This window comes from Lysinibacillus xylanilyticus, from assembly GCF_001708185.1.
In the GTDB taxonomy this organism is placed as follows: domain Bacteria; phylum Bacillota; class Bacilli; order Bacillales_A; family Planococcaceae; genus Lysinibacillus; species Lysinibacillus xylanilyticus_A.
On the sequence record NZ_MDDN01000002.1, the window covers coordinates 117,306 to 138,519 of the forward strand.

At 36.9% G+C, this 21,214-nt stretch carries 24 protein-coding genes, 1 pseudogene and 1 riboswitch; of the genes and pseudogenes, 6 read left to right on the top strand and 19 right to left on the bottom strand.

Features of this window, described 5'->3' with window-relative positions:
- The 6 genes from BFJ97_RS05275 to rpsU all read right to left on the bottom strand — a co-directional run bounded on the left by BFJ97_RS05275 (position 1) and on the right by rpsU (position 4,765).
- Positions 1-1,113: a sporulation protein YqfD gene (locus BFJ97_RS05275; RefSeq protein ID WP_068983612.1), complete on the bottom strand. Its 1,113-nt coding sequence runs from the start codon at positions 1,111-1,113 to the stop codon at positions 1-3.
- Complete coding sequence (locus BFJ97_RS05280) at positions 1,103-1,363, bottom strand: hypothetical protein (RefSeq protein WP_068983613.1); 261 nt, start codon at positions 1,361-1,363, stop codon at positions 1,103-1,105. The genes BFJ97_RS05275 and BFJ97_RS05280 overlap by 11 nt, the downstream gene beginning before the upstream one ends.
- 54 nt (positions 1,364-1,417) lie before the next feature.
- On the bottom strand, positions 1,418-1,897 hold the full coding sequence (locus BFJ97_RS05285; RefSeq protein ID WP_068983614.1) for a hypothetical protein: 480 nt from the start codon (positions 1,895-1,897) through the stop codon (positions 1,418-1,420).
- Between the two features lie 25 nt (positions 1,898-1,922).
- Positions 1,923-2,927, bottom strand: a complete 1,005-nt coding sequence (gene floA / locus BFJ97_RS05290; protein ID WP_068983615.1) for a flotillin-like protein FloA — start codon at positions 2,925-2,927, stop codon at positions 1,923-1,925.
- 3 nt (positions 2,928-2,930) lie between these two features.
- On the bottom strand, positions 2,931-4,259 hold the full coding sequence (locus BFJ97_RS05295) for an NfeD family protein (protein WP_068983616.1): 1,329 nt from the start codon (positions 4,257-4,259) through the stop codon (positions 2,931-2,933).
- A gap of 332 nt (positions 4,260-4,591) precedes the next feature.
- Positions 4,592-4,765, bottom strand: coding sequence for a 30S ribosomal protein S21 (gene rpsU, locus BFJ97_RS05300; protein WP_004227078.1), 174 nt, complete (start codon positions 4,763-4,765; stop codon positions 4,592-4,594).
- Positions 4,766-5,119: 354 nt separating this feature from the next.
- Positions 5,120-5,262, top strand: a riboswitch (cyclic di-AMP (ydaO/yuaA leader).
- A gap of 137 nt (positions 5,263-5,399) precedes the next feature.
- Here rpsU and BFJ97_RS05305 point away from each other — a divergent pair.
- On the top strand, positions 5,400-6,737 hold the full coding sequence (locus BFJ97_RS05305) for a TrkH family potassium uptake protein (RefSeq protein ID WP_068983617.1): 1,338 nt from the start codon (positions 5,400-5,402) through the stop codon (positions 6,735-6,737).
- A 25-nt stretch (positions 6,738-6,762) separates the two neighbouring features.
- The gene (locus BFJ97_RS05310) at positions 6,763-7,419 is read left to right on the top strand and encodes a potassium channel family protein (RefSeq protein WP_068983618.1); all 657 of its coding nucleotides are present in this window, start codon (positions 6,763-6,765) and stop codon (positions 7,417-7,419) included.
- A 67-nt stretch (positions 7,420-7,486) separates the two neighbouring features.
- On the opposite strand, the gene BFJ97_RS05315 is transcribed toward BFJ97_RS05310, so the two are convergent.
- From BFJ97_RS05315 to BFJ97_RS05345, 6 genes are all read right to left on the bottom strand, one after another.
- On the bottom strand, positions 7,487-8,056 hold the full coding sequence (locus BFJ97_RS05315) for a manganese catalase family protein (RefSeq protein ID WP_068983619.1): 570 nt from the start codon (positions 8,054-8,056) through the stop codon (positions 7,487-7,489).
- 371 nt (positions 8,057-8,427) lie between these two features.
- Complete coding sequence (locus BFJ97_RS05320; RefSeq protein WP_068983620.1) at positions 8,428-8,691, bottom strand: spore coat protein CotJB; 264 nt, start codon at positions 8,689-8,691, stop codon at positions 8,428-8,430.
- Complete coding sequence (locus tag BFJ97_RS05325; RefSeq protein WP_068984061.1) at positions 8,684-8,911, bottom strand: spore coat associated protein CotJA; 228 nt, start codon at positions 8,909-8,911, stop codon at positions 8,684-8,686. Before BFJ97_RS05325 ends, BFJ97_RS05320 begins: the two co-directional genes overlap by 8 nt.
- A gap of 585 nt (positions 8,912-9,496) precedes the next feature.
- Complete coding sequence (locus tag BFJ97_RS05335) at positions 9,497-10,711, bottom strand: MFS transporter (RefSeq protein ID WP_068983622.1); 1,215 nt, start codon at positions 10,709-10,711, stop codon at positions 9,497-9,499.
- Entirely contained in the window at positions 10,686-11,174 is a 489-nt protein-coding gene (locus BFJ97_RS05340) for a MarR family transcriptional regulator (RefSeq protein ID WP_068983623.1), read from the bottom strand. Before BFJ97_RS05340 ends, BFJ97_RS05335 begins: the two co-directional genes overlap by 26 nt.
- Before the next feature lie 294 nt (positions 11,175-11,468).
- The gene (locus tag BFJ97_RS05345) at positions 11,469-12,092 is read right to left on the bottom strand and encodes a CPBP family intramembrane glutamic endopeptidase (protein ID WP_068983624.1); all 624 of its coding nucleotides are present in this window, start codon (positions 12,090-12,092) and stop codon (positions 11,469-11,471) included.
- Between the two features lie 157 nt (positions 12,093-12,249).
- Between BFJ97_RS05345 and BFJ97_RS05350 the strand changes: the two genes are divergently transcribed.
- Positions 12,250-12,702: a LytTR family DNA-binding domain-containing protein gene (locus BFJ97_RS05350; protein WP_223556019.1), complete on the top strand. Its 453-nt coding sequence runs from the start codon at positions 12,250-12,252 to the stop codon at positions 12,700-12,702.
- Between the two features lie 4 nt (positions 12,703-12,706).
- Positions 12,707-13,147 carry a DUF3021 domain-containing protein gene (locus tag BFJ97_RS05355; RefSeq protein WP_068983625.1) on the top strand — a complete coding sequence of 147 codons (441 nt, stop codon included), beginning with the start codon at positions 12,707-12,709 and terminating at the stop codon, positions 13,145-13,147.
- 131 nt (positions 13,148-13,278) lie between these two features.
- On the opposite strand, the gene BFJ97_RS05360 is transcribed toward BFJ97_RS05355, so the two are convergent.
- Positions 13,279-14,046: a sulfite exporter TauE/SafE family protein gene (locus BFJ97_RS05360; RefSeq protein WP_068983626.1), complete on the bottom strand. Its 768-nt coding sequence runs from the start codon at positions 14,044-14,046 to the stop codon at positions 13,279-13,281.
- Between the two features lie 97 nt (positions 14,047-14,143).
- On the opposite strand from BFJ97_RS05360, the gene BFJ97_RS05365 reads away from it, so the two are divergent.
- Positions 14,144-15,025, top strand: a complete 882-nt coding sequence (locus tag BFJ97_RS05365) for a LysR family transcriptional regulator (protein WP_068983627.1) — start codon at positions 14,144-14,146, stop codon at positions 15,023-15,025.
- Between the two features lie 12 nt (positions 15,026-15,037).
- On the opposite strand, the gene BFJ97_RS23990 is transcribed toward BFJ97_RS05365, so the two are convergent.
- The 4 genes from BFJ97_RS23990 to BFJ97_RS05380 form a co-directional block, all read right to left on the bottom strand.
- Complete coding sequence (locus BFJ97_RS23990) at positions 15,038-15,259, bottom strand: hypothetical protein (RefSeq protein ID WP_139114380.1); 222 nt, start codon at positions 15,257-15,259, stop codon at positions 15,038-15,040.
- Between the two features lie 222 nt (positions 15,260-15,481).
- Positions 15,482-16,153, bottom strand: a complete 672-nt coding sequence (deoC, locus tag BFJ97_RS05370) for a deoxyribose-phosphate aldolase (protein ID WP_068983628.1) — start codon at positions 16,151-16,153, stop codon at positions 15,482-15,484.
- A 221-nt stretch (positions 16,154-16,374) separates the two neighbouring features.
- Positions 16,375-17,724: a tRNA (N(6)-L-threonylcarbamoyladenosine(37)-C(2))-methylthiotransferase MtaB gene (gene mtaB, locus BFJ97_RS05375; RefSeq protein WP_068983629.1), complete on the bottom strand. Its 1,350-nt coding sequence runs from the start codon at positions 17,722-17,724 to the stop codon at positions 16,375-16,377.
- 582 nt (positions 17,725-18,306) lie between these two features.
- Entirely contained in the window at positions 18,307-18,972 is a 666-nt protein-coding gene (locus tag BFJ97_RS05380; protein WP_368072735.1) for an alpha/beta fold hydrolase, read from the bottom strand.
- 249 nt (positions 18,973-19,221) lie between these two features.
- Between BFJ97_RS05380 and BFJ97_RS23440 the strand changes: the two genes are divergently transcribed.
- The gene (locus tag BFJ97_RS23440) at positions 19,222-19,341 is read left to right on the top strand and encodes a YjcZ family sporulation protein (protein WP_083226918.1); all 120 of its coding nucleotides are present in this window, start codon (positions 19,222-19,224) and stop codon (positions 19,339-19,341) included.
- A 213-nt stretch (positions 19,342-19,554) separates the two neighbouring features.
- Here the strand turns inward: BFJ97_RS23440 and BFJ97_RS25615 are convergent, their stop codons facing one another.
- Together BFJ97_RS25615 and BFJ97_RS05385 are read right to left on the bottom strand one after the other, a co-directional pair.
- Positions 19,555-19,620, bottom strand: a complete 66-nt coding sequence (locus tag BFJ97_RS25615; RefSeq protein WP_368072737.1) for a hypothetical protein — start codon at positions 19,618-19,620, stop codon at positions 19,555-19,557.
- A gap of 659 nt (positions 19,621-20,279) precedes the next feature.
- A pseudogene (locus tag BFJ97_RS05385) lies at positions 20,280-21,063 on the bottom strand (CsxC family protein).
- Positions 21,064-21,214 lie beyond the last annotated feature (151 nt).

Consider the following 21,214-nt stretch of genomic DNA (forward strand, 5'->3'; position numbering starts at 1 on the left):
TCATTCTCCTTGTAGGCCTTGTATTGGACTGGCAATGTTTTCATTGACTAAAAATAGAACTTTCCCTTCAACTGTACCATTCCCCCACTTTACCTGTAAAAGGTTTTCTTTTTTTATAACCGTTTTCGTAGGTAATGAACGCAGCACCTTTTCATGTAGTAATGGTATGAGCAATGAATCTATTTTGGATTCATCAAGCTCAACTTGCATTTTTTTAGTGTACTGTTCCTCAACAATCGAAATATATGGATCGAGCCAATTAGGTAGATCTTTCTTTTGCACATAGTCAACTTTTTCTTTATGAATGCCTTTCACTAGTACACGCCACCGCTTCTGTTGTAGCGTTTCCATCGTGAGCTTTGTTGGAATTTTAAACGAACATTCAAGCCAATAATCAGCGTAAACCTCTCCCTTTGCCCCAACAAAAACATCGTCTTCACCACTTTCAATTACTCCACTTACGAGCGTATCACCTTCGTACGCTGTATCATTCACTGAAATTTTACGTTCACCATTCTGAATATTAAAGTGAGTAATTACACCACTTTTTGTTGCTACTAAATGCGTAGCAAGTTTTTCATTCGTTTGTTTAGTTTGTTTCGGGGACTCCTGAGGCCGTAAAATTACACGTCCGCCATACTTTTCAATATGCACCCACGAAAGATCTCGATGCTCTTCTAAAAGCTTCTGACGAATGACAGCGTCTGAAGGTAATACTTTTTTAGTCATGGGCGTTTCTAATTGAAATGTATTTTGAAAGGTCTTGCCTAGACGTTGCTCTAACTCTGGTGATGCCGCTTCTATGTCTACACGCCAAATAACCTGTGCACATAGTAATGGAATTAATATCATCATCGCTAGGCCAAGTAAGGTCCAAAGCTGTGCCCGAAAAACATGAAGCTCATCAGCATAATAGACAGCCATTTTAAGTCGATAATGACTTCGTTCACGACGAATTTTGGATAGATAGTGCATAGTTGTTTCAAAAGCAACCTCTTGCTCACGAAAGACAACACGCTTTAATGGTACATGTTGTGCGTGCAATGCTTGAATAAAAGGATGAACATTTTCGTGGCGCTTTATACGTATGATAATTGGTCGATTATTCCACATTATCGCTCACACCCATATCCTTTGTCATTTTCATATGAAGCTCCTGCAAATCCTCTACAGAAAGATGAAGCATTTCTTCTTTAAGAGCATTAATTTCTACTGATTTTCCACGCACAGTAATATGATAGTCTGCATAGATAAAAGAGCATGACGAAGCATCAGCATGTAGGAAACGGTATGGGCCAATGATTTTTAATGTTTCATATTGGAATAATTCAAGTAGTGGCGTTAATTGAAATAGTTTTCTCATAAAAAATGCCTCCTTCTTCGGCAATATATGCATCGAAAAAGGAGGACATGCTGATTATTTTCTTTTTGCTTTCGGTGGACCTAAAACTTCTGCCATTACAACAGCCTGCATGAATGATTTTTTTGAATTTGGTAATTGAAAAGCCGACTGTGATCCAGCTACTTTCACCTCTTTTTTCCCAGCTGCCAAACGACCAATACTTTCTCTTTTCGTGGTACGACTAATTGTCTCAGTTGGGATTAACGGTGGTGCTATATAACTTGGCATTTCCTCTTTCACTGCTTCTTCGACATTTTTCTTTGACTTTTCCACTTTAGGCTGCTCATTGTTCCAATCTCCTAAAAATTCACGTGTAAAATCCTCAAAGCTTTGCGCTTTAGCAGTAGGACGTTGTTGTTGAACCTCCTCAACTGGAGGCTCAACATATGAATCCTTATTAAAAGGTGGCATTGTTTTTTGTTCTTTCTTATTTTTGGATTTCCCGAAAATAGAGCTGACTATGGCAATTATCGCAATTATAATTAATTGTTCCATTTATTAGTACCGCTCCTTTCCGTTTCTATGCGTTAGATTCATTGGTTTCTGGCTTATCTGAGCTTACTTTAGAAATGGAGTCTCGCATAGCTGTATCCGCTTGAATATTACGGTAGTTCATGTAATCCATAATACCAAGATTACCTGAACGTAGAGCCTCTGCCATTGCCTGTGGTACCTCAGCTTCTGCTTCTACTACTTTTGCTTTCATCTCTTGTACACGCGCAATCATTTCTTGCTCGTTCGCTACGGCCATTGCACGACGTTCCTCTGCTTTCGCTTGGGCAATGTTTTTATCTGCCTGCGCTTGTTCAATTTGTAATTCTGCACCGATGTTTTTGCCGATATCAACGTCTGCAATATCGATCGATAAGATTTCAAATGCTGTCCCAGAATCTAGACCTTTTGATAATACAGTTTGAGAAATCATATCAGGATTTTCAAGAACTGTCGTATGACTAGAGGCACTACCGATTGTAGAAACGATCCCCTCACCTACACGGGCAATAACTGTTTCTTCACCAGCACCACCGACTAAACGTTCAATGTTTGCGCGCACTGTAATACGTGCCTTCGCTTTTACTTCAATCCCGTTCATAGCAACACCTGCAATAAATGGTGTTTCAATAACTTTCGGGTTAACAGACATTTGTACAGCTTCTAATACATCACGACCTGCTAAATCAATTGCCGCACAACGTTCAAATGTTAACTCGATATTTGCACGATGAGCTGCGATTAACGCATTGACTACTCGGTCAACATTACCACCTGCTAAATAGTGACTTTCAAGTTGATTAATCGTAACAGGTAATCCCGCTTTATGTGCTTTAATTAACGGGTTCACGATTCGTGATGGGATTACACGACGTAAACGCATCCCGATTAACGTGAAAATACTAACACGGACACCTGCTGCAAGTGCAGAAATCCACAGCGCCACTGGCACAAAGGTAAAGAATACCGCGAGCACAATAAACAATACGACTAGCCCTGCAATTGGACCTATTAAAGCTAAATCAAAACCCATTTGCTATTCCTCCATCTCTTTTTCTGTTGGTCTCACAACAATACGCGAGCCTTCTACTTTAATAATTTCTACATGTTCCTCTGCATCAACGTAGCCACCTTCTGATACTACGTCAATACGTTCACTACCAAATAGCATTGTACCTGCCGGACGGAGTGGTGTAATTGTTTTACCCACTTTTCCGAGCAACTCTGTGCGATTAACGTTAGACACATAGCCTTCTTCCGTTGTTGTCGCATCCAACAAGACTAGCTTGTTTAAAACATGCAATTTTTTACCGAAAAATTTCATCAGAATCACCATTCCTATTATCGCTACAACAAGAGCAATGAAAATCGCTAAAATCATTTGCATCATGTTTGCACCTGCCAGTATTAGACTTAGTAATATAAGTACACCACCTAAAACACCAACAATACCTCCGGGGACAAAAAACTCCGCAATGACAAGAGCTAAACCTACAATAAATAAAAGTAATGTTTCATACCCAGCCAAGCCTGCTACCATATGACCGAAGAAAAATAATCCAAGAGCTGACAATCCCATTACACCCGGAACACCAAAACCTGGCGAAAACAGCTCCATGACAAGCCCTAAGCTAGCAATCGACAACAGTATTGGTATTATTATTGGATTCGTAATAAAACGAGCAATTTTTTCTGAAAAAGTAGGTTCAATCTGTACGACATCACTACCTTTTAATTGCGTTTTTTCTAAAAGGTCTTGGAAATTCGAAACGGTTTCTTCAGAATAACCAACTTCTTTTGCCTCTGAAGCAGATAAAGTTAATAATCTCCCTTTTTCTGCCCGATATTGTGGTAAATTAATGGATGCATCAGCCATTGCTCGTGCATATTTTGGATTGCGATTTGACGATTCCGCAGCTGCCTCCATTTGAGCAAGCCACGCACTATGAGCCTTTAAATCTGCCATATTCCCTGCTGAGTCGATTACTGCAGCCGCACCGATTGTTCCATTTGGCACCATATAGATTTCATCCGCATGTAAGGCTAAAAAGGCACCTGCAGAATGAGCGTCTTTGTTAATATACGCAATCGTACGTATGTCCGTTGCATCCATAAGCATAGCAATTTCACCCGCTGCATTCACGAAACCTCCAGGCGTATGAATGTCTAGAATTATTGCTGTTGCACCGTTTTCTTCCGCCTCTTTAAAAGCTCGTTCTAAAAATGCGTGAAGCCCTCGTTCTACTTCATTATGAATAGGTATGTGGTAGACCTTGCTACTTGCAAAAGCCGACGTTAATGGAAACGCTAACAAAAAAGTCATCCAAATAACTAATAAATAGCTGAGGAACCTCCGTCTTCGCATCTTTTTCCCTCCCTTCTAACATGCTTCTCTACTGTATATACGACTGACCATGTAAAAAGTTTCACAAATCCTAATAATTTTATTATACAGTGATTATTACATCTGTGGGACTTTATTAGTCGATATAGTTACCAATGTATCAACGGTAACATAAAAAGCCGAATGGATCGCAATGATCACATTCGGCTTCTTCGATATGTACGTAAATTTGAGCACAAAGTAAAATACCCGAAATTAACCAAAAAATGATTAATTTCAGGTATATTTTTGTCTGCTCAGTGAATCATACAATTGCGTGTTATGAACGTAGGGATTTTTAATGGGAAATTAAATTACCACTTACGTTTACGTGCAGCTTCTGATTTCTTTTTACGTTTAACGCTAGGTTTTTCGTAGAACTCGCGCTTTCTAACTTCTTGAATTGTACCACTTTTTGATACAGTACGTTTGAAGCGGCGAAGAGCATCTTCAAGCGATTCGTTTTTGCGAACGACAGTTTTTGACATCTCTCTTTCCCTCCCTCCGAACACACGTCAGTACACAAATAGGCAAATAACCTTCTGCTGTGTACTAAAGAATTATAACGTATTGTCTAAAAATGGTCAATAGAAAGTGTAAGAATTAATATGGTGAATTTTTAATTTTATTTCTTGAGGAATTTCAGGTTGATTTTTTGACCACAATAAATTGAATCTTTTCATCTTCGGAGGTATCTTTATCCCCGCTGATTATTAGGGCAGATAGACCCCACCTTGTTTGCCCTTGGCGTTCTCGTGCCCGTTAATGAGGGATAATTATGTATTTCAAAAAAATTTATGGTTTACAAAAAATAGAATATAGGCGTAGAATAATCACATTCAATTGCATAACAGCCTAATCTCAATAATGTTTGAGAACGGAGGAACCAGTATTTTGGGGTTAATTCTGCATGAGCAGAAGGAATGAGAAACTCTTTCGCCATTCTACCCGTCAGCTAACTTCGTCGGCTCCAGCGAAGGGGGTCATGTTAGACCACTATTATGAGTATGTTTATTTTTTAAGCCTTTATAATCTTGAAACATACAAAACAGTTGGTCTTTTTATTATGTAAATTTTTTTAATGATTTTAAAAATCTTTATCCAAACATTGAGGAGATTAAAATGAAAACAGTTAAAAATAAATTAAATCCTCCTAAAATACTGGTGTTGGGCTTTGCAACTATTATCCTGATTGGAACACTTTTGTTAACTCTTCCTATTTCGACAGAGAATGGTCAGGGACTTTCTTTTTTAGACGCATTATTTACGGCGACTTCTGCAACGTGTGTAACTGGCTTGGTTGTTGTGGATACTGGCGATACATTTTCAGTATTTGGAGAACTAGTCATTTTATTTCTTATCCAAATTGGTGGATTAGGCTTTATGACGTTTGCAACATTATTATTTTTACTATTAGGAAAAAAAATTTCCTTAAAAGAAAGACTTTTATTAAAAGAGGCCTTCAATAATATTACAATGGCTGGTCTTGTCAAATTGGTTAGACGGATATTACTTTTTACTGCAGTAATTGAAATAATAGGTGGTTTAATTTTATCTATCCGTTTTTCGTTCGATATGCCTGTAGGTAAAGCTATATATTATGGTTTTTTCCATTCCATCTCGAATTTTAATAATGCTGGATTTGATTTAATGGGGGGCTTTAATGGGTTGACCGAATATGTAGACGACCCGTTTATCGTTTTAACTATTTGCGCTCTTATTACAATTGGGGGCTTAGGGTTTATCGTCATAAATGAACTATATGAATATCGGGAAACAAAACGCCTTTCCGTGCATTCAAAAATTGTATTAACCACAACGCTTATTTTAACAGTTGGCTCGACGTTTTTAATTTTCTTATTTGAATATGGAAATAGCAAAACTATTGGACCATTGTCTGAATGGGGCAAATTTCTTGGTTCATTATACCAAGCTGTTACCCCAAGGACTGCTGGTTCTAATACTCTTCCTATAGGAGACTTAACACAATCCACACTATTTTTAATCATCTTACTAATGTTCATTGGTGCAGGTTCTGGTTCCACTGCTGGCGGAATAAAAATAACAACCTTCGCGCTTTTAGTTGCCACGATGTGGTCACAAATTAGAGGGAAAGAAGATGTTGTCCTCTTTAGACGTAGAATAGTTAACGAAACCATATTAAAAGCTTTAACAGTCACAATGTGCGGAATGATGATTGTTATACTCGTCACGTTTGTCTTAAGTATTACCGAGCAAGGACATAGTTTTATGATGTATTTATTTGAGGCAACCTCTGCGTTTGCTACAGTTGGACTTTCAATGGGTCTAACTCCAGAGCTATCACCTGGTGGCCGACTCGTCATCATATTGACAATGTTTGCAGGTAGATTAGGTCCATTAACAATTGCTTTTGCCATAACAAAACGACGGAAATCTGAGGCATTCCGTCATCCTAAGGGAAATATTATGATTGGGTAATCACGATAAAGGAGTGTAGAGTGCAATGTCTATTAAACAATATGCTGTAATTGGCCTAGGTAGATTTGGAACAAGTGTAGCTCGCAGATTACATGAAGCTGGGCAGGAAGTTTTAGGAATCGACATTAATGAGGAAAGAGTCGAAGATGCCGAACTATATGTGACACATGCAGTAGTCGCTGACACGACAGAAGAAAAAGCTCTTACCTCTTTAGGAATAGGCAATTTCGATTATGTCATCGTTGCAATAGGCAATGATATGCAATCGAGCATTTTAACCGTATCGTTATTAAAAGAACTTGGCATCAAAAAAGTGATTGCAAAGGCTCTTGGAAAAAGACACGGGCAAGTTTTAGATAAAGTAGGAGCTGACTGGATTATCTATCCTGAAAGAGATATGGGAGAGCGAGTTGCCAATCAGCTTCTCTCACCCAATATGCTAAACTATATTGAATTATCAAAAGAATACAGTATAGAAGAAATTATGATTCCTTCAAAGATGGCTGGACAAAATATGCGAGATTTAGACCTTCGCGCGAAATATAATGTAAGTGTCATTGCCATTGTTCGAGAAGGAGACATTATCATTTCTCCCTCACCTGAGCAGATTATTGAAAAAGAAGATTTATTAGTAATGATTGGTCACCGGAAGGATCTTGCTTTATTCGCAAATATCGAATAAGCAATCAAATAGGGTATATCAAAAGGAGTTTTCTTTTGATATACCCTATTTCTTTTTCTTATTTGCTTTAAAAGAATTTCTTTCGATCTCTATCATCTTTTAAAATCTCTACAGCTTCTCTGAAACGTTGAGAATGGACAACTTCTCGTTCACGTAAAAATTTCAAGCTATCATTTAAATCCGTGTCATCTGATAAATCAATAATCCATTGATATGTGGCACGTGCTTTTTCTTCAGCTGCAATATCCTCATATAAATCAGCAATCGGATCCCCTTTAGCCTGAATATATGTTGCAGTAAACGGTGATCCAGCCGCATTTTGATAAAACAATGCTCGATCATGATTGGCATAGTGCTCGCCAAGGCCCGCTTCTTTTAGCATCTCAGGAGTAGCATCCTTAGTGAGTTTATAAATCATTGTTGCAATCATTTCTAAGTGGGAAAATTCCTCGGTCGCTATATCGGTTAACAACCCCACCACTTTATCAGGAATAGTATAGCGCTGATTCATATACCGAAGTGCTGCTGCTAATTCTCCATCTGCACCACCATATTGCTCAATTAAATACTTTGCTAGCGTCGGATTACATGTACTCACCTTTACAGGATATTGGAGCTTCTTTTCATAATACCACAAAAATAATTCCTCCTAGTTACTCATAATCAATTATGCCTCTGCATAATTGCGTCCGAATTCCGTGACATATACCGGAGACTTTAGACCAACAGATATTTTTTGTGCGAAAGCGCAGTGCTAACGTAGCGGCAGCACAAGGGTTTCGTCTGTGCAAAAGCGTAGCGGCAACAACAACAACAACAACAACAACAACAACATAACGTTGGTCACTCAGGCGTTTTCACAGGATGTGAAGTTCTTAGCCTGAGTTCCTTTATTTCAGCGGATGTTTAGGCATCTGATGAAAGTAACCCACCCCCACATTCATTTCAACACCTTTAGGGGTGGTGGACTTCTGCATCTGCCGTTTCACTTTCGTTACAAAAAAGAAGTTAGACTTGCCATGGCCATGGTGTATCAATCCAAGTAAAAGGATACTGCGAATAACTTCTGCCAAAATTCATCAGCGGTCCAAATTTTTGCTCGAACTCAACCTTAAGTTTCATACTTTTTTCTGTGTTTTCATTAAATTGTTGAATAGCATCATAATCGTGAGGATGCGTATCTAAATAAAGATTTAATTCCACTATTACAAAATCTATTGCTTGTAATTCCTCCAGGAGCTTATAAAATTCGGGTGGCATTTCTTTACTCATGTTTCATCCCTCCTTTTTGAGGATCTGGATAAGGGCTAAATAGTTGGGGCCAAAGCGTTCCTGATTTAAGAGCTTCTTTAGGGGTTGGGTATTGAGGTAGCCCAGGTGGTTGAAAACCCATATACAGCTGAGGTGGTGTAGAATAGCTTTTCACTTTAATAGGCTTACAAGGATCGAATGGGCTAATATAAGGCTTCCAATACTTAAATTGTGTAAACATTGTATCCTCCCTTCCACAATCAATTGCATCAGTGGAGTATATGAGGCAGTTCAAGGTTTTATTCTGGTGGAAATTAAAGGATACTTCACCAGATGAGCGGTTCATCACCAAAACGTGTGGTTGATTTCCATTCCGACTGGGCGCTTTGCCGCTGACGCTTCGCTTTCGCGCAGATAAAACATTTGTTGCTGTCGCTTCGCTTTCGCACAGATAAAACATTTGCCGCTGACGCTTCGCTTTCACGCAGAGCAGAGCTTCCTGGGGGCGTCCGATGAGCCGCTTCACTCGCGTTGCTCGCTCTAGGGTCTCGGGCCTACACGATGTAGGTTACGAAGGCGTTATCACAGGACGTGATGCTCTTAGCCTTCGTTCCTCTACCGCTGATCCCCAAGGAGTCACCCAGCCTCCACTCCAATCAACTTATTTATATAGTATATGTTTTAACAAATGTCATCCACAACTTTTGGTGATGAGCCAGATGAGCACTAATCAAAATAACGAAAAGTCACATGTACAAAGTAGCATACGCAATGAATTGGATGATGAATCTGGAATCAAGGTTAAAAAGCCACCTAAATGGTAGCCTTAAGCTTGAGCTGCTGCTTTATTTAATATCCGATATTGTACTATTGCAATAAGATATAGTAGAATCCCTAAAATTATAAATAAAAGAGATACTGACATCACTTTGTAGAGTCCAGCAATTATTGAGCCTATAGCCATTCCTGAATAACGGATAAAATTAAAAAGTCCAAGTGCAGCCCCTCTGTTGTCGCAATACTCATTACTTATAATAGTTGAGAAAAGAGGAGGAGCAAAACCGACAGTTATTCCATAGCAGAATAGCACAATACTCAATCCAGCTATTGAACTTGCTTGTAACAAGCCAAATAGAATCACTTGCAATGGCATTAAAACTAAAATAGCGAGAAGTAATTTTTTTAGTGCTATTTTTTTCTGTAGACGTTTGTATAATACACTTCCTATAATCATGCTAACCGTTAAAGGTAAATACAGTATACCAATTATTTGCAATGAGACATGGTAATAATCACTGAGGAGTACTGGTAGGTAGACAAGAATAGAAAAGTATATAAAAAATACAAAAAAACCTAAAATGAACGAAGTTACCCCTGTACGATTAGATAGAACGGTAATGTATATATTTAAAATACCTTTATTATTAGATGGACGACTTTCCGCTCTATCACCAGGAAGTAAATACCAAAAAAGCATTAGTAGGATAATTGAAATAGTAAAAAGAAATAAAAAAACACCTGAATATCCAGAATAATGCCCAAGTAATCCACCTAAAATTGGCGAAATGGCAGGAGCAAGAGTGAGAAGTATTTGATATGTTCCCATTGCACTTCCTCTTGCCTCTCCTTCAAACAACTGCGCAATCATATTAATCGCCACTAAAGGGATGATTGCAGTACCAACGGATTGAAACATCCTAAAAATCATAAATATCGTAAAATTCGTAGAGAATGCACAAACTATTGAGGAAACACTAGTAATCACTAAACTAGTAATTAACAACTCTTTTTGGCTTCTTGAATCAATATATGTCCCTAAAACAATCTGCATAATTGCTGTAACAAATATAAAACCACCAACAGTGAAATTTACCCAATTAATACTCACTCCAAATGAATCCCGAATAAGGGGAATTGTTGGGGTGTATATATTCTGAAATAAAGAAGCACAAAAAGCACTGATACTCAACAAATACAAAACAAGTACTTTATTTTTGAATATTCGACCGCGCAATTTAATCACATCCACTTTGTTCTTCATTATCTTTCAAGCTTCCTGTAACAACATTCAAAAATTTAGTAATAGCATCTAATTCTGTATCACTAAATTTTTTTAGTAAACTTAAATATTTATTTCTTGCTTTTTGATGTAATTGTTCGTGAACAAGGGCTAATCTTTTACCTGACTCGGTTAATACATAATGAATCTCTTTTTTATTCCTCTCAAGCTGAGTTTTCGCAATCATGTTGTTTTGTAATAACTTTCTTACAGCTTTTGTAATAGCAGGCTTGGAAACATTCAACTTACTAGATAACTCACTATTATTAGCTGATCCACATTCCTTAACCATTGCAACAATATGTAATTGAGTAAGTGTCCAATCTAATACAATTGCATCACTTTCTTCCTCTCCCCTGCTAGCAACACTTCTTTTCTTTTGCGAAGCTTCTCTTTCAGTAATAAAGTTTTGCAAAGCATCTATTACTTGTTCCTTCTTATCCATTTATACTTCTCCTTTACCACGTAATTATTGTTAACCAGTTAACTATAATTCAAAAATACAGCAATCTTTTTATTATGTCAATTCTCAGTAACTTTCTTCTGTGACATAAAACACCCCATAAATGTTAATTATTTTTTCTAACATTTACGGGGCAATTCTTTTTAGTAGATGCTTTTCACGATTTTTGAAGAATAACCTAGCATTAGGGTAGTTTATTGCCTCTCCCTACAATTTTAGTTTTTCTAAGAAGTTACTCTTATAAAACTGACGACCAATAATTTAACAATAGTACAACTACTTTATTTTACTATCCCATTTCCCAGAAACGGCAGATAACATTAACCAGGGCTCGATCACTAAATTAATGAAAATATGAGCTACGATTGGAGCAAAGGTACTTCTTCCAGCCATAATATATAATATTGCGAGAAGACTTCCTAAAATTGTAGTACATATAATCACAGGTAGTGCAATCTTCCACTCTCCTCTCAAAAGTATCCATGCACCGTGAGCCATTCCAAATAGTAGTCCAGAAATTAGTATTTGCAATATATCTGAAAATGCAATAGATAATAAATATTCCATAAGTAAATGTCTAAAAATCACTTCTTCAACTATTCCAGTCACAATAGCAGCCCATATACCGATTATTTTAAGCCAGGAAAAGGTAAATAAATGTGCTCTTACGAAAGGTAATGCAATGATTGTATAGGCGATGTAACCTATTACAATCAAAAGTATAAAAATCCAAATATATAAATGTGAAATTACTTCTCTCCTATAGCCAATTCCTTGTTCAATAAAACCTACTGGATTATTCACAAACCAAAAAATTATACTGGCCGTGAGAATAATCGCAATAATCGTCAATATCCAACCTGTTTTAATTCTTTCTTTTGAAGTAGTTAATGCCCCCATACGATAAATCAACCTCCTTTTTGAGCTCAATATATCGAATGAAAAGCACGCAAACAATGCGTTTGGAGTAACATGTTGCCACGATTGTGTAACATGCCTTTTTCAAAGAATAACCTGCATTTTCCCAAACACTGGGTATGCTATAATTTTTTGAGAGGTGATAATTCTGAAAATAGAGATAAAAATTGATACAGAGTATGAAGAACCACACATTACAATTTGTACAGCAAAACTTACTCCAACGATTCAAGCTGCTATTTCATTATTACAACAAGAGAATGAAGAACAAATTTTAACAGGAATAGCCAATAATAAAACATATATCATTAATCCAAATTCAATTATTGTTATTCGAACTGAAGGCAGAGAATTAGCTTTATACGATGAGGATGATCATCGTCTTATTTTAAGTAAACCTTTATATGAATTAGAGCAACTATTGGGGAATAATTTTATACGGATTTCTAAATCTGCAATTATAAACCTATCAAAAATTAAAAATATTGAGGCTTCATTTAATGGCACAATGGAAATTGAGCTTGTTTTAGGCATTAAAGAAGTAATTTCTCGTAATTATCGTAAGCAATTTAAAAAGCGTTTGGGGGTTTAAATAGATGCATTTTATTAAGAATGTAGGATTTGGTATAAGTATGGGATGTACAGTTTTTGTTGTTATTAATCTTTTTGGTTATTGGATTTTTGGAGACAATTTTTTAGAAGCTGTTATGGCTGATTTCATACATCAGGTTTTAGGTTCAATAATTATAGGCGTTGCTTGTGTATTACCATCATCTATTTATAAAGTAGAGCGTTTAACGTTTTTACAACAAACGGCTATCCATTTTACCATTTCTATAGGAATATTTTTAGTTGTTGCGTTACTTTTAAATTGGATTCCAGCATCATCTCTAGGATCGATTCTGTTAATGTTATTTTTCAGTATTTTACTTTTTACTATTTCTTGGCTGCTATTTTATTTATATAACCAAACTGAAGCGAAAAAAATGAATAGAAAGATTGATGAGCTAATCAATAAGCACCATAACAACCTATAATAATTTTATACAAAAAAAATGATGTGAAATTTCAACTCACATCATTTTTAGAATGGATGATTTGGTCTATAGTTTAAGGTTTTTAGGTAAAATAGGTAAGCGCAAAAAGGCTTCGAGATGCCTGAAAGTTACTAGAATAACAAATCAGAAACTACTTGTACAATTAACAAGAAAAAGATAATAGGTAAAAGCGTTTGAATCCATTTGCCTTTCATATAAGGTAAAATTTTCAATCCAATAAACGATCCGAAAATTGAGCCAACAGTTACAGGTATAGCAATTCCCCAATTCATAATGCCTAAAAAGTAGTAAAAGACAAATGCTCCTGAACAACTTGAAAATGATATGATTCGTGTAAATTCAACTGCTTTTATATAAAGATAATGCTTTTTCAAATAATACGTTATATTCATCAATGCTGATCCTGGTCCAAAACCCCCATCATACATACTAATAAGAAATGGAATAGCCAATGATGTCGGCTGTACTTCCGTTTCTTTTTCATCAGCTGCTAGAAATTTATTGCTCTTTACTACAATGAAAAAGGCAAAAATAAGTATGATACAAGCGATAACATTCATTATTTGCTCGGATAATCGAGTAGCAAAAAATGCACCCATTACACCGCCAAAACTAGAAATTATAATAAGGGGTATAACGGTTTGAATTGAAATATTTCTTTTTACAATAAATGTTATAACATTTGATAAAGCTGAAACGCCTGTTGCAAATTTATTGATCGCAACAGTTGTGTGTATTGGAACTCCAACTAATAACATAGCAGGCAATAAAATAAATCCAGCTGCACCAAACATAACACCTATAATTGCGGCAATTACCCCAATAATAAATAGTTGCAATCCATTTATTGAAATCCACTCACTTAATAAAACTCCCATAAAATCACCTCTACCTTAAAAATACTGATATAATCCATATAAAACAATTTAATATTTTTAGCGAATTCATAATTTTTTTTTATGAAAGAGGTGTTTTATGAACTTACATGCATTACGAATTTTTACTAGTGTAGCTAAGCTAGGAAGTATTACGGCAGCTGCAAATGAACTACGCTTAAGTCAACCTGCTGTCACAATTCAAATACGTAATTTAGAAAGAGAATTAAATCTAAAATTAATCAAAAATAAAGGGCGTGGTATTCAACTTACAACAGAAGGACAATACATTTACGAACAAGGTCAACGCTTATTTTATTTAGAAGAACAAATGACTGAGAAAATAAAAACATTTATAACAAAAGAAGAAAAAATACAAATTGCCTCATCCTATATTCCGATTAATTATGTTTTGCCTCCGTATATTGCGGAATATAAATTGATGAAGCCAAACGTAAAATTTTTTATTTCATTAGGAAATGTTAAGAATGTAGAAGAACAATTACTAAATTATCAAGCTGACTTTGGATTTGTGGTTCAAGGCAATCTAGAACGAGAGGATTTAAAGTTCGAAAAAATAGTAGACATAGACTTTTATTTTGTCGCACATCCATTGCATAAACTGGCGAACCAAACGGTACCGCTGAAGACTTTATCAAAAGAGGAAATAGTTTATCGAGAAAAAGGTAGCGCCACGCTAGATTTACTTGAAGCTATATTTTACACAAATGATTGTCCTTTACCTAAAGTAGGCGTACAAATGCAAGGCTTACATGAATCGATCAAGGTTGTTGAAGCAGGTTATGGCTTTATGCTTGCCCCTTCTTTTAGTGTGACAAATAGCATTGAAAGCCAAAAGTTAGCTCGGATTTATATTGATGGAGTTGATATTAAACAAAGCTTATTTATTTGCACGAGGAAAAATGAAACAATTGAACACCCCTTTATACAATTTCTAAAAGAAAACTTAGATATAAAGTGATAATTAGGTTATTTAACTGGTGTAATGATTAACCATCTGTATTAGAGGCTCGTTCATCACCATAACGTGTGGTTGATTTCCGTTCCGACTGGGCCGCTTTGTTGCTGCCGCTTCGCTTTCGCACAGATAAAACATTTGTCGCTGACGCTTCGCTTTCGCGCAGATAAAACATTTGTCGCTGACGCTTCGCTTTCGCGCAGATAAAACATTGTTGCTGTCGCTTCGCTTTCGCACAGAGCAAAGCTTCCTGGGGGCGTCCGATGAGCGTAGGGCAAGGCTAGTACCTGGACACAATAAAGTACAGAACCTCCCTTTTATCGCAGAGGATCTAAAAAACCTATCTAGGTGCATTATATAGATGGACTGCAGCAGCGGCATGAAGTCCAAGTTTCAATAAAAGTGGGGCTAGTTCGTAAAGAACAGCCCCACCACCTACTATATTTGATTTAAGTAACCTTAATAATTAGAATCTGCAATTAGCCCATTCATAATGGCTACACCAGAACTTGCTCCAATACGAGTTGCTCCAGCATCAATCATTTTTTTCATGTCCTCTAAGCTTCTAACACCGCCAGACGCTTTTACACCTAGCTCTGGACCTACTGTTTTACGCATTAAAGCAATATCCTCTGCTGTAGCGCCACCTGTAGAGAAGCCTGTTGATGTTTTCACATAATCCGTCCCTGCTGCGACCGCTAGCTCACATGCTTTCACTTTTTCTTCCTCTGTTAGTAAGCAAGTTTCAATAATAACTTTCACTAGCGCACTGCCTTTTGCGGCTTCAACAACTGCAGCAATATCCGCTTGTACAAGGTCATAGTTTTTATCTTTTAAAGCAGCGATATTAATGACCATATCTACTTCTTTAGCGCCGTTAGCAATCGCATCTTTTGCCTCAAATGCTTTAACTGCTGGAGTATTAGCACCTAGAGGGAAGCCAATTACAGTACAAACTAAAACATCTGAGCCTTGTAAAAGCTCACTACTATATTTTACCCAAGTTGGATTTACACAAACAGAAGCAAAGCTAAATTGTTTTGCCTCGGCACAAAGTTTTTCGATTTGTTCTTTTGTTGCTTCTGCCTTTAATAATGTATGATCAATCATACGCGCAAAATTATGTTCCATTATTAGACTCTCCTTCTATCAACAAGTTGTACGTACCTCTTTGGCATCATACCATTTTTTCACGTTGTCGTCTAATTTCTTTCTTTTTATTAGATGACAATTTTGGTAACTCTTAGAAATCTCGCTTGATTCACTCCCACAAAGTTACTGCTCAGCATGTAGATTTTTTAAAAGAAACAAAAAAGGATTGTCCTATCAAAAAATGATAGGCAATCCTTTTACTATTTAACTGTTTCTAATACACGTACAAATTGTCCTTTAGAATGAGGATATCCAGCTTGGGTAATTTTCACCTTCACAAGCTGACCGATTAGGCTTTCCGGACCTTCAAATACTACTTTCAAGTAGTTATCTGTATAACCTGTTAAAAGTCCTTCCTCATCACTTCCATCATGCACGAATTCTTCTGGAATTACTTCTAGTACTTGATCCTCAAAGCGAGAAGCATATTCCTTCGCCAATTGGTCATTTAAAGCGATTAAGCGGTGAACACGTTCGTTTTTAATATCCTCGTCAATTTGGTCCTCCATACGTGCAGCTGGTGTGCCTGTACGTGGAGAGAACGGGAATACGTGTAATTCAGAAAACTTATGATCACGAATAAAGTTATACGTTTCCATGAACTCTTCTTCAGTTTCTCCTGGGAAACCTACAATTACGTCAGATGTAACTGCTAAGTCTGGTAAAGCTTCATGTAGTTTAGTTAAGCGTTCACCGAAAAACTCCATTGTATACTTACGACGCATACGTTTTAAAACTGTGTCAGAGCCAGATTGGATTGGAATGTGTAAATGGTTAACTACGATTTTTGATTCACGTAACACTTCAATCACTTCGTCTGTTAATTGACTTGCTTCAATCGAAGAAATACGGAGACGTTTTAAACCTTTAACATTCGCCTCTATATCACGTAGTAATTGTGCTAGGTTGTAATCTTTTAAGTCTTGTCCATAACCGCCTGTGTGAATACCAGTTAAGACAATTTCAAGATACCCTGCATCCACTAGTTGTTGTGCTTGGCTTAATACTTCCTTAGGGTCTCGAGAACGCATTAACCCACGAGCCCACGGAATAATACAAAAAGTACAGAAATTATTACAGCCCTCTTGTATTTTTAAAGATGCACGTGTACGGTCTGTAAATGCTGGTACATCTAGTTCCTCATACACACGATTTTTCATAATGTTGCGTACAGCATTAATCGGTTGACGCTCATTAAGATATTGCTCAATATAACCAAGCAATTTTGTACGATCCTGTGTTCCAACAACAATATCAACGCCAGGTATCGCCATAATTTCTGCTGGAGACGTTTGAGCATAGCATCCTGTTACACAAATAACAGCATCTGGATTTTGACGAACAGCACGTCGAATGACCTGACGTGATTTTTTATCCCCTGTATTTGTTACAGTACACGTATTAATGACATAAACGTCGGCTTGCTTATCAAACTCCGTACGTTCATAGCCTTCTTCTTTAAATAACTGCCAAATTGCTTCTGTTTCATAATGATTTACTTTACAACCTAGAGTATGGAAACTCACGATTTTTGATCGCTCGTTACTCATAATATATATCATCCTTTCAAGAGTGCACTACAATAAATTAAATTATCAACGTGTCTTATAATAGCACAAATAAATATAATGAGCCTAGCTTTTTGGCTATGCTTATTATATTTCATCAAAAACAGGCACCATTTTTAATACCTGTCATTTGTTTCTATGACTTAAAAGTAGTCTTCCCTTAGAACTTAATCTTCGCCTGGGTGTTGATAACGTCACAAATTCACTAGTGCAGGACCACCAGTAAAAAGGTGATCTTTCTACTATTATAGGTATCATGCTTTTGACAAAAATTAAGACCGCCCATCACGGAATGGTCTTTTTCTGGTTATATAAGTATAGTTTACCATTAACTTAATCTTGCTCACAGTACGTCAGTCGCGACCTGCCTCGTAAAGCTTCTGTGCCACCATAGCAGGCCTTGTACGCGTGTCTGTAAAGTGGTCTCCGTCCCCTACGATCAGCCGGAACTGACCGAGTCGTCTGGACATATTCGGATGCCAGCCGTAGCCCTCTCCTTGTGGCAATGCGTTGTCTTGATAGAAATAGACATAACTTTTGGGCGTAGGTAGCGAGTAGAACGCTTTAAGATCCAGTTTCTCGAAAAGTGGCTTTGCCGGTTCGGGAGTGACGCCCTTCATACATCCATTTAGCTTCCTCAAAAGTGGCCGTATTGACGAACGAATCTCGAAACAAGGGAAACGGGAGCATAATAGTATCGTCCGTTGAGCTAGCTCTGAGCAATTCAAAACCTTGCCTCATTTGGGGCGGGAACTCGTCAGCAACCGATTCTCCGTCTTTCAGTACGAACGCGTCCCAAAAGACAAGTCGCTTTATGCGTTCAGGTACTTGCTCTGCAACCTTTTGGATGACTGTTCCTCCGAAACTGTGCCCAACAAGAACAAAGTTACGTAGGTTCCATTTTGTTATAAAATCAACGATGAACTTCGTGATCATTGCATGTGTGACATTTTTGTTCGGATTTTTGCCGTGACCTGCATATTCAGGTGTATAGACGATATGCCCTCGACTGCGCAATTCTGCAGCTACACCGTCCCAGAAGTGCGCATCGGCCCAAGAACCATGAACAAGCACGAAGGTAAGTCGTTGCTGCGATGGTAAACGGTGTCTTTCATCAAATTCAGGAGCACCATTGTTCCTGATCGACCATCCTTCAGAATAAGGGGAGTAATAAAAATCGCTTGGCATCAACCTATAATCACGATAGGGAAATTGAAGATAAGTATACATGAACAAGACACCCTTTCAATTCGATATTCATTATCAGCTTATGCCTACTGCCTTTGAGAGGTTCTAACACTCTAATCACCAAGAAACACAAGAAAGAGCTGAAGCCCTATTACCCTGTTCTTCTTTGAACTCCCAATGTCTTAACATTTATTTCAATTTATATGTCTTTATTTTTGTAAAATAGATGAATATCGCAATTCACTTTAACGACTATTCATACTATAGATTATAGGAAGGAGGGAATTAATTATGTCTCAAGATTATGGTAATGGTGGTTATGGATCTGGCTCATCATTTGCTCTAATTGTCGTTCTATTCATTCTTCTTATTATTGTCGGTGCTGGTTTCATGATGTCAAAATATTATTAATACTCGACATTGTCTCTAATGCTCATAACTATTAGGATAATGAAATTTATCCTTTACACCTTCAAATTAGTAAGGGTCACTATCCTCCGCGTGACCCTTTTAATTTTGCCTCTTTCAAAGTCATACTCTACCTCTCAAGGTATAATTAAAGCCACGCTCAAAAGAACGTGACCTCGATAACTTATTTAGAAAGCTTATAAACAACATATTGATTTAATGATACATCTCGTCTTCTACTTCTTGTACCAGCTGCTTATGCAATGTCTTAGGAACACGCACATTAAATTTACCACTGTATTCGTGATCAATGGGTTCAGGTAATCCTGCAATGCTTAAATAGGGAATTTTACTAAAAAATCAAACCTATTCCAACGAGTTTATGTGGACTATGTATTTTAGCCGATTCAAATTTTTTTGAATCGGCTCTTATGTTAGAATTACTCATTGAGTAGGGGTTTTTCCTACTCCTTCAAGCCTTACCACGACTGCATTTATTCGCAATCATAATGACGTTTACTCAGGCACAACCTAGAGATGGCAACTCACAATTTTTGACCGCTCGTTACTTTGGTAAATTAATTATACCTTGGGATAATTGCGTCCGAATTCGCCTTTATGCTTACACAAAGTACTTGTTACAAAAAATATTTGCTAAAAGAAGATAAATTATAAAAAGCAGTTGAAAATTAGATTGACCGAATTTTCAACTGTCAACTCAATTCTTGGATTTTTGTCTATGGCCATTAAATATTTCAGGGCTTTTTTTATGATTACAATTTTTTATGATTACATTTTTTTATGATTACAATTTTTTATGATTACATTTTTTTATTGAACAGCCCTTTTTATCATTTCCAGACAGAAGACTCCCACTTCAATCGTTAGCTACGCAGTGGGTAGTCAGTTCATGTATTATAATCCTCTAAAACTAGTGATTATCATTGACCAGCAGGAGGAGTAAGTCCTAAAAGAACAGGAGTTATTATTTGACTTCCAGGTCCAAGGCGAACTTGTTGAACTTGCACTACTTTCACAGTAAGTTCCAGCACAATTTTTTCACGTAATGTGCTGAAAGTACCTTCTGGTTCTGCCATAACTGGTGAAAAATCAAGTTCAAAGAAGTTTGCAGCTATTAACTCGCCAAATGGTTGTTCATTATATTTAACAAGATTTTGGAAGAAAGCCTTATCCAATCGAGCATCCATTTGAGTGTTTTCATTTAGGAAGTTTACTTCTGCAAACTCGGAAATTCCAAAGATCGGAGTAGGACCTTCCGGTGTTTGTGGGAAAGTAAGATCTGTAAATCCAGAAAACTGAACATCGGCAATTCTATCTCGAAGTGCCCCATTACATGCTGCTGAAGCATATTCTATATTTTTACGAATATGCCCTGCTACAAATAATTTAGCCCTTGTTACCTTAAAAAAGTCAGTGGTACCAATGTGCAAAGCTAACCGGTACTAGTTTAACTTGATTTAGGAATACATTTTTTTTCACTCTTTTGATTTCAGTTGCTGCTGGAGTAAGCGTAATATCCGACTCCACAACTATTTGAAGTGTCGGTTCTGCAAGTACAACTGGTACTTTAATAATTGGACCCGTAACTGGTGTAGCGTGTATTGGAGTAACTTCACTAGCTAATGGTATTTGTTCAGTCGATGACACTGGACAAGGAAGGCATTGATTTTCTAATTGTTCACTCAAACAAATTCCTCTTTTCATTTTTTTTAGTATTAGAGAGCGCTCTCTATATTGCTAGAATATGTAGTAATTAGCTATATGCATAGACGTATATACTAGTTATTTAACTGATAATCAATTATGCCTCGTCAGAATTGTAGCTGTCGCTTTGCTTTCGCTACAAAAGGCATTT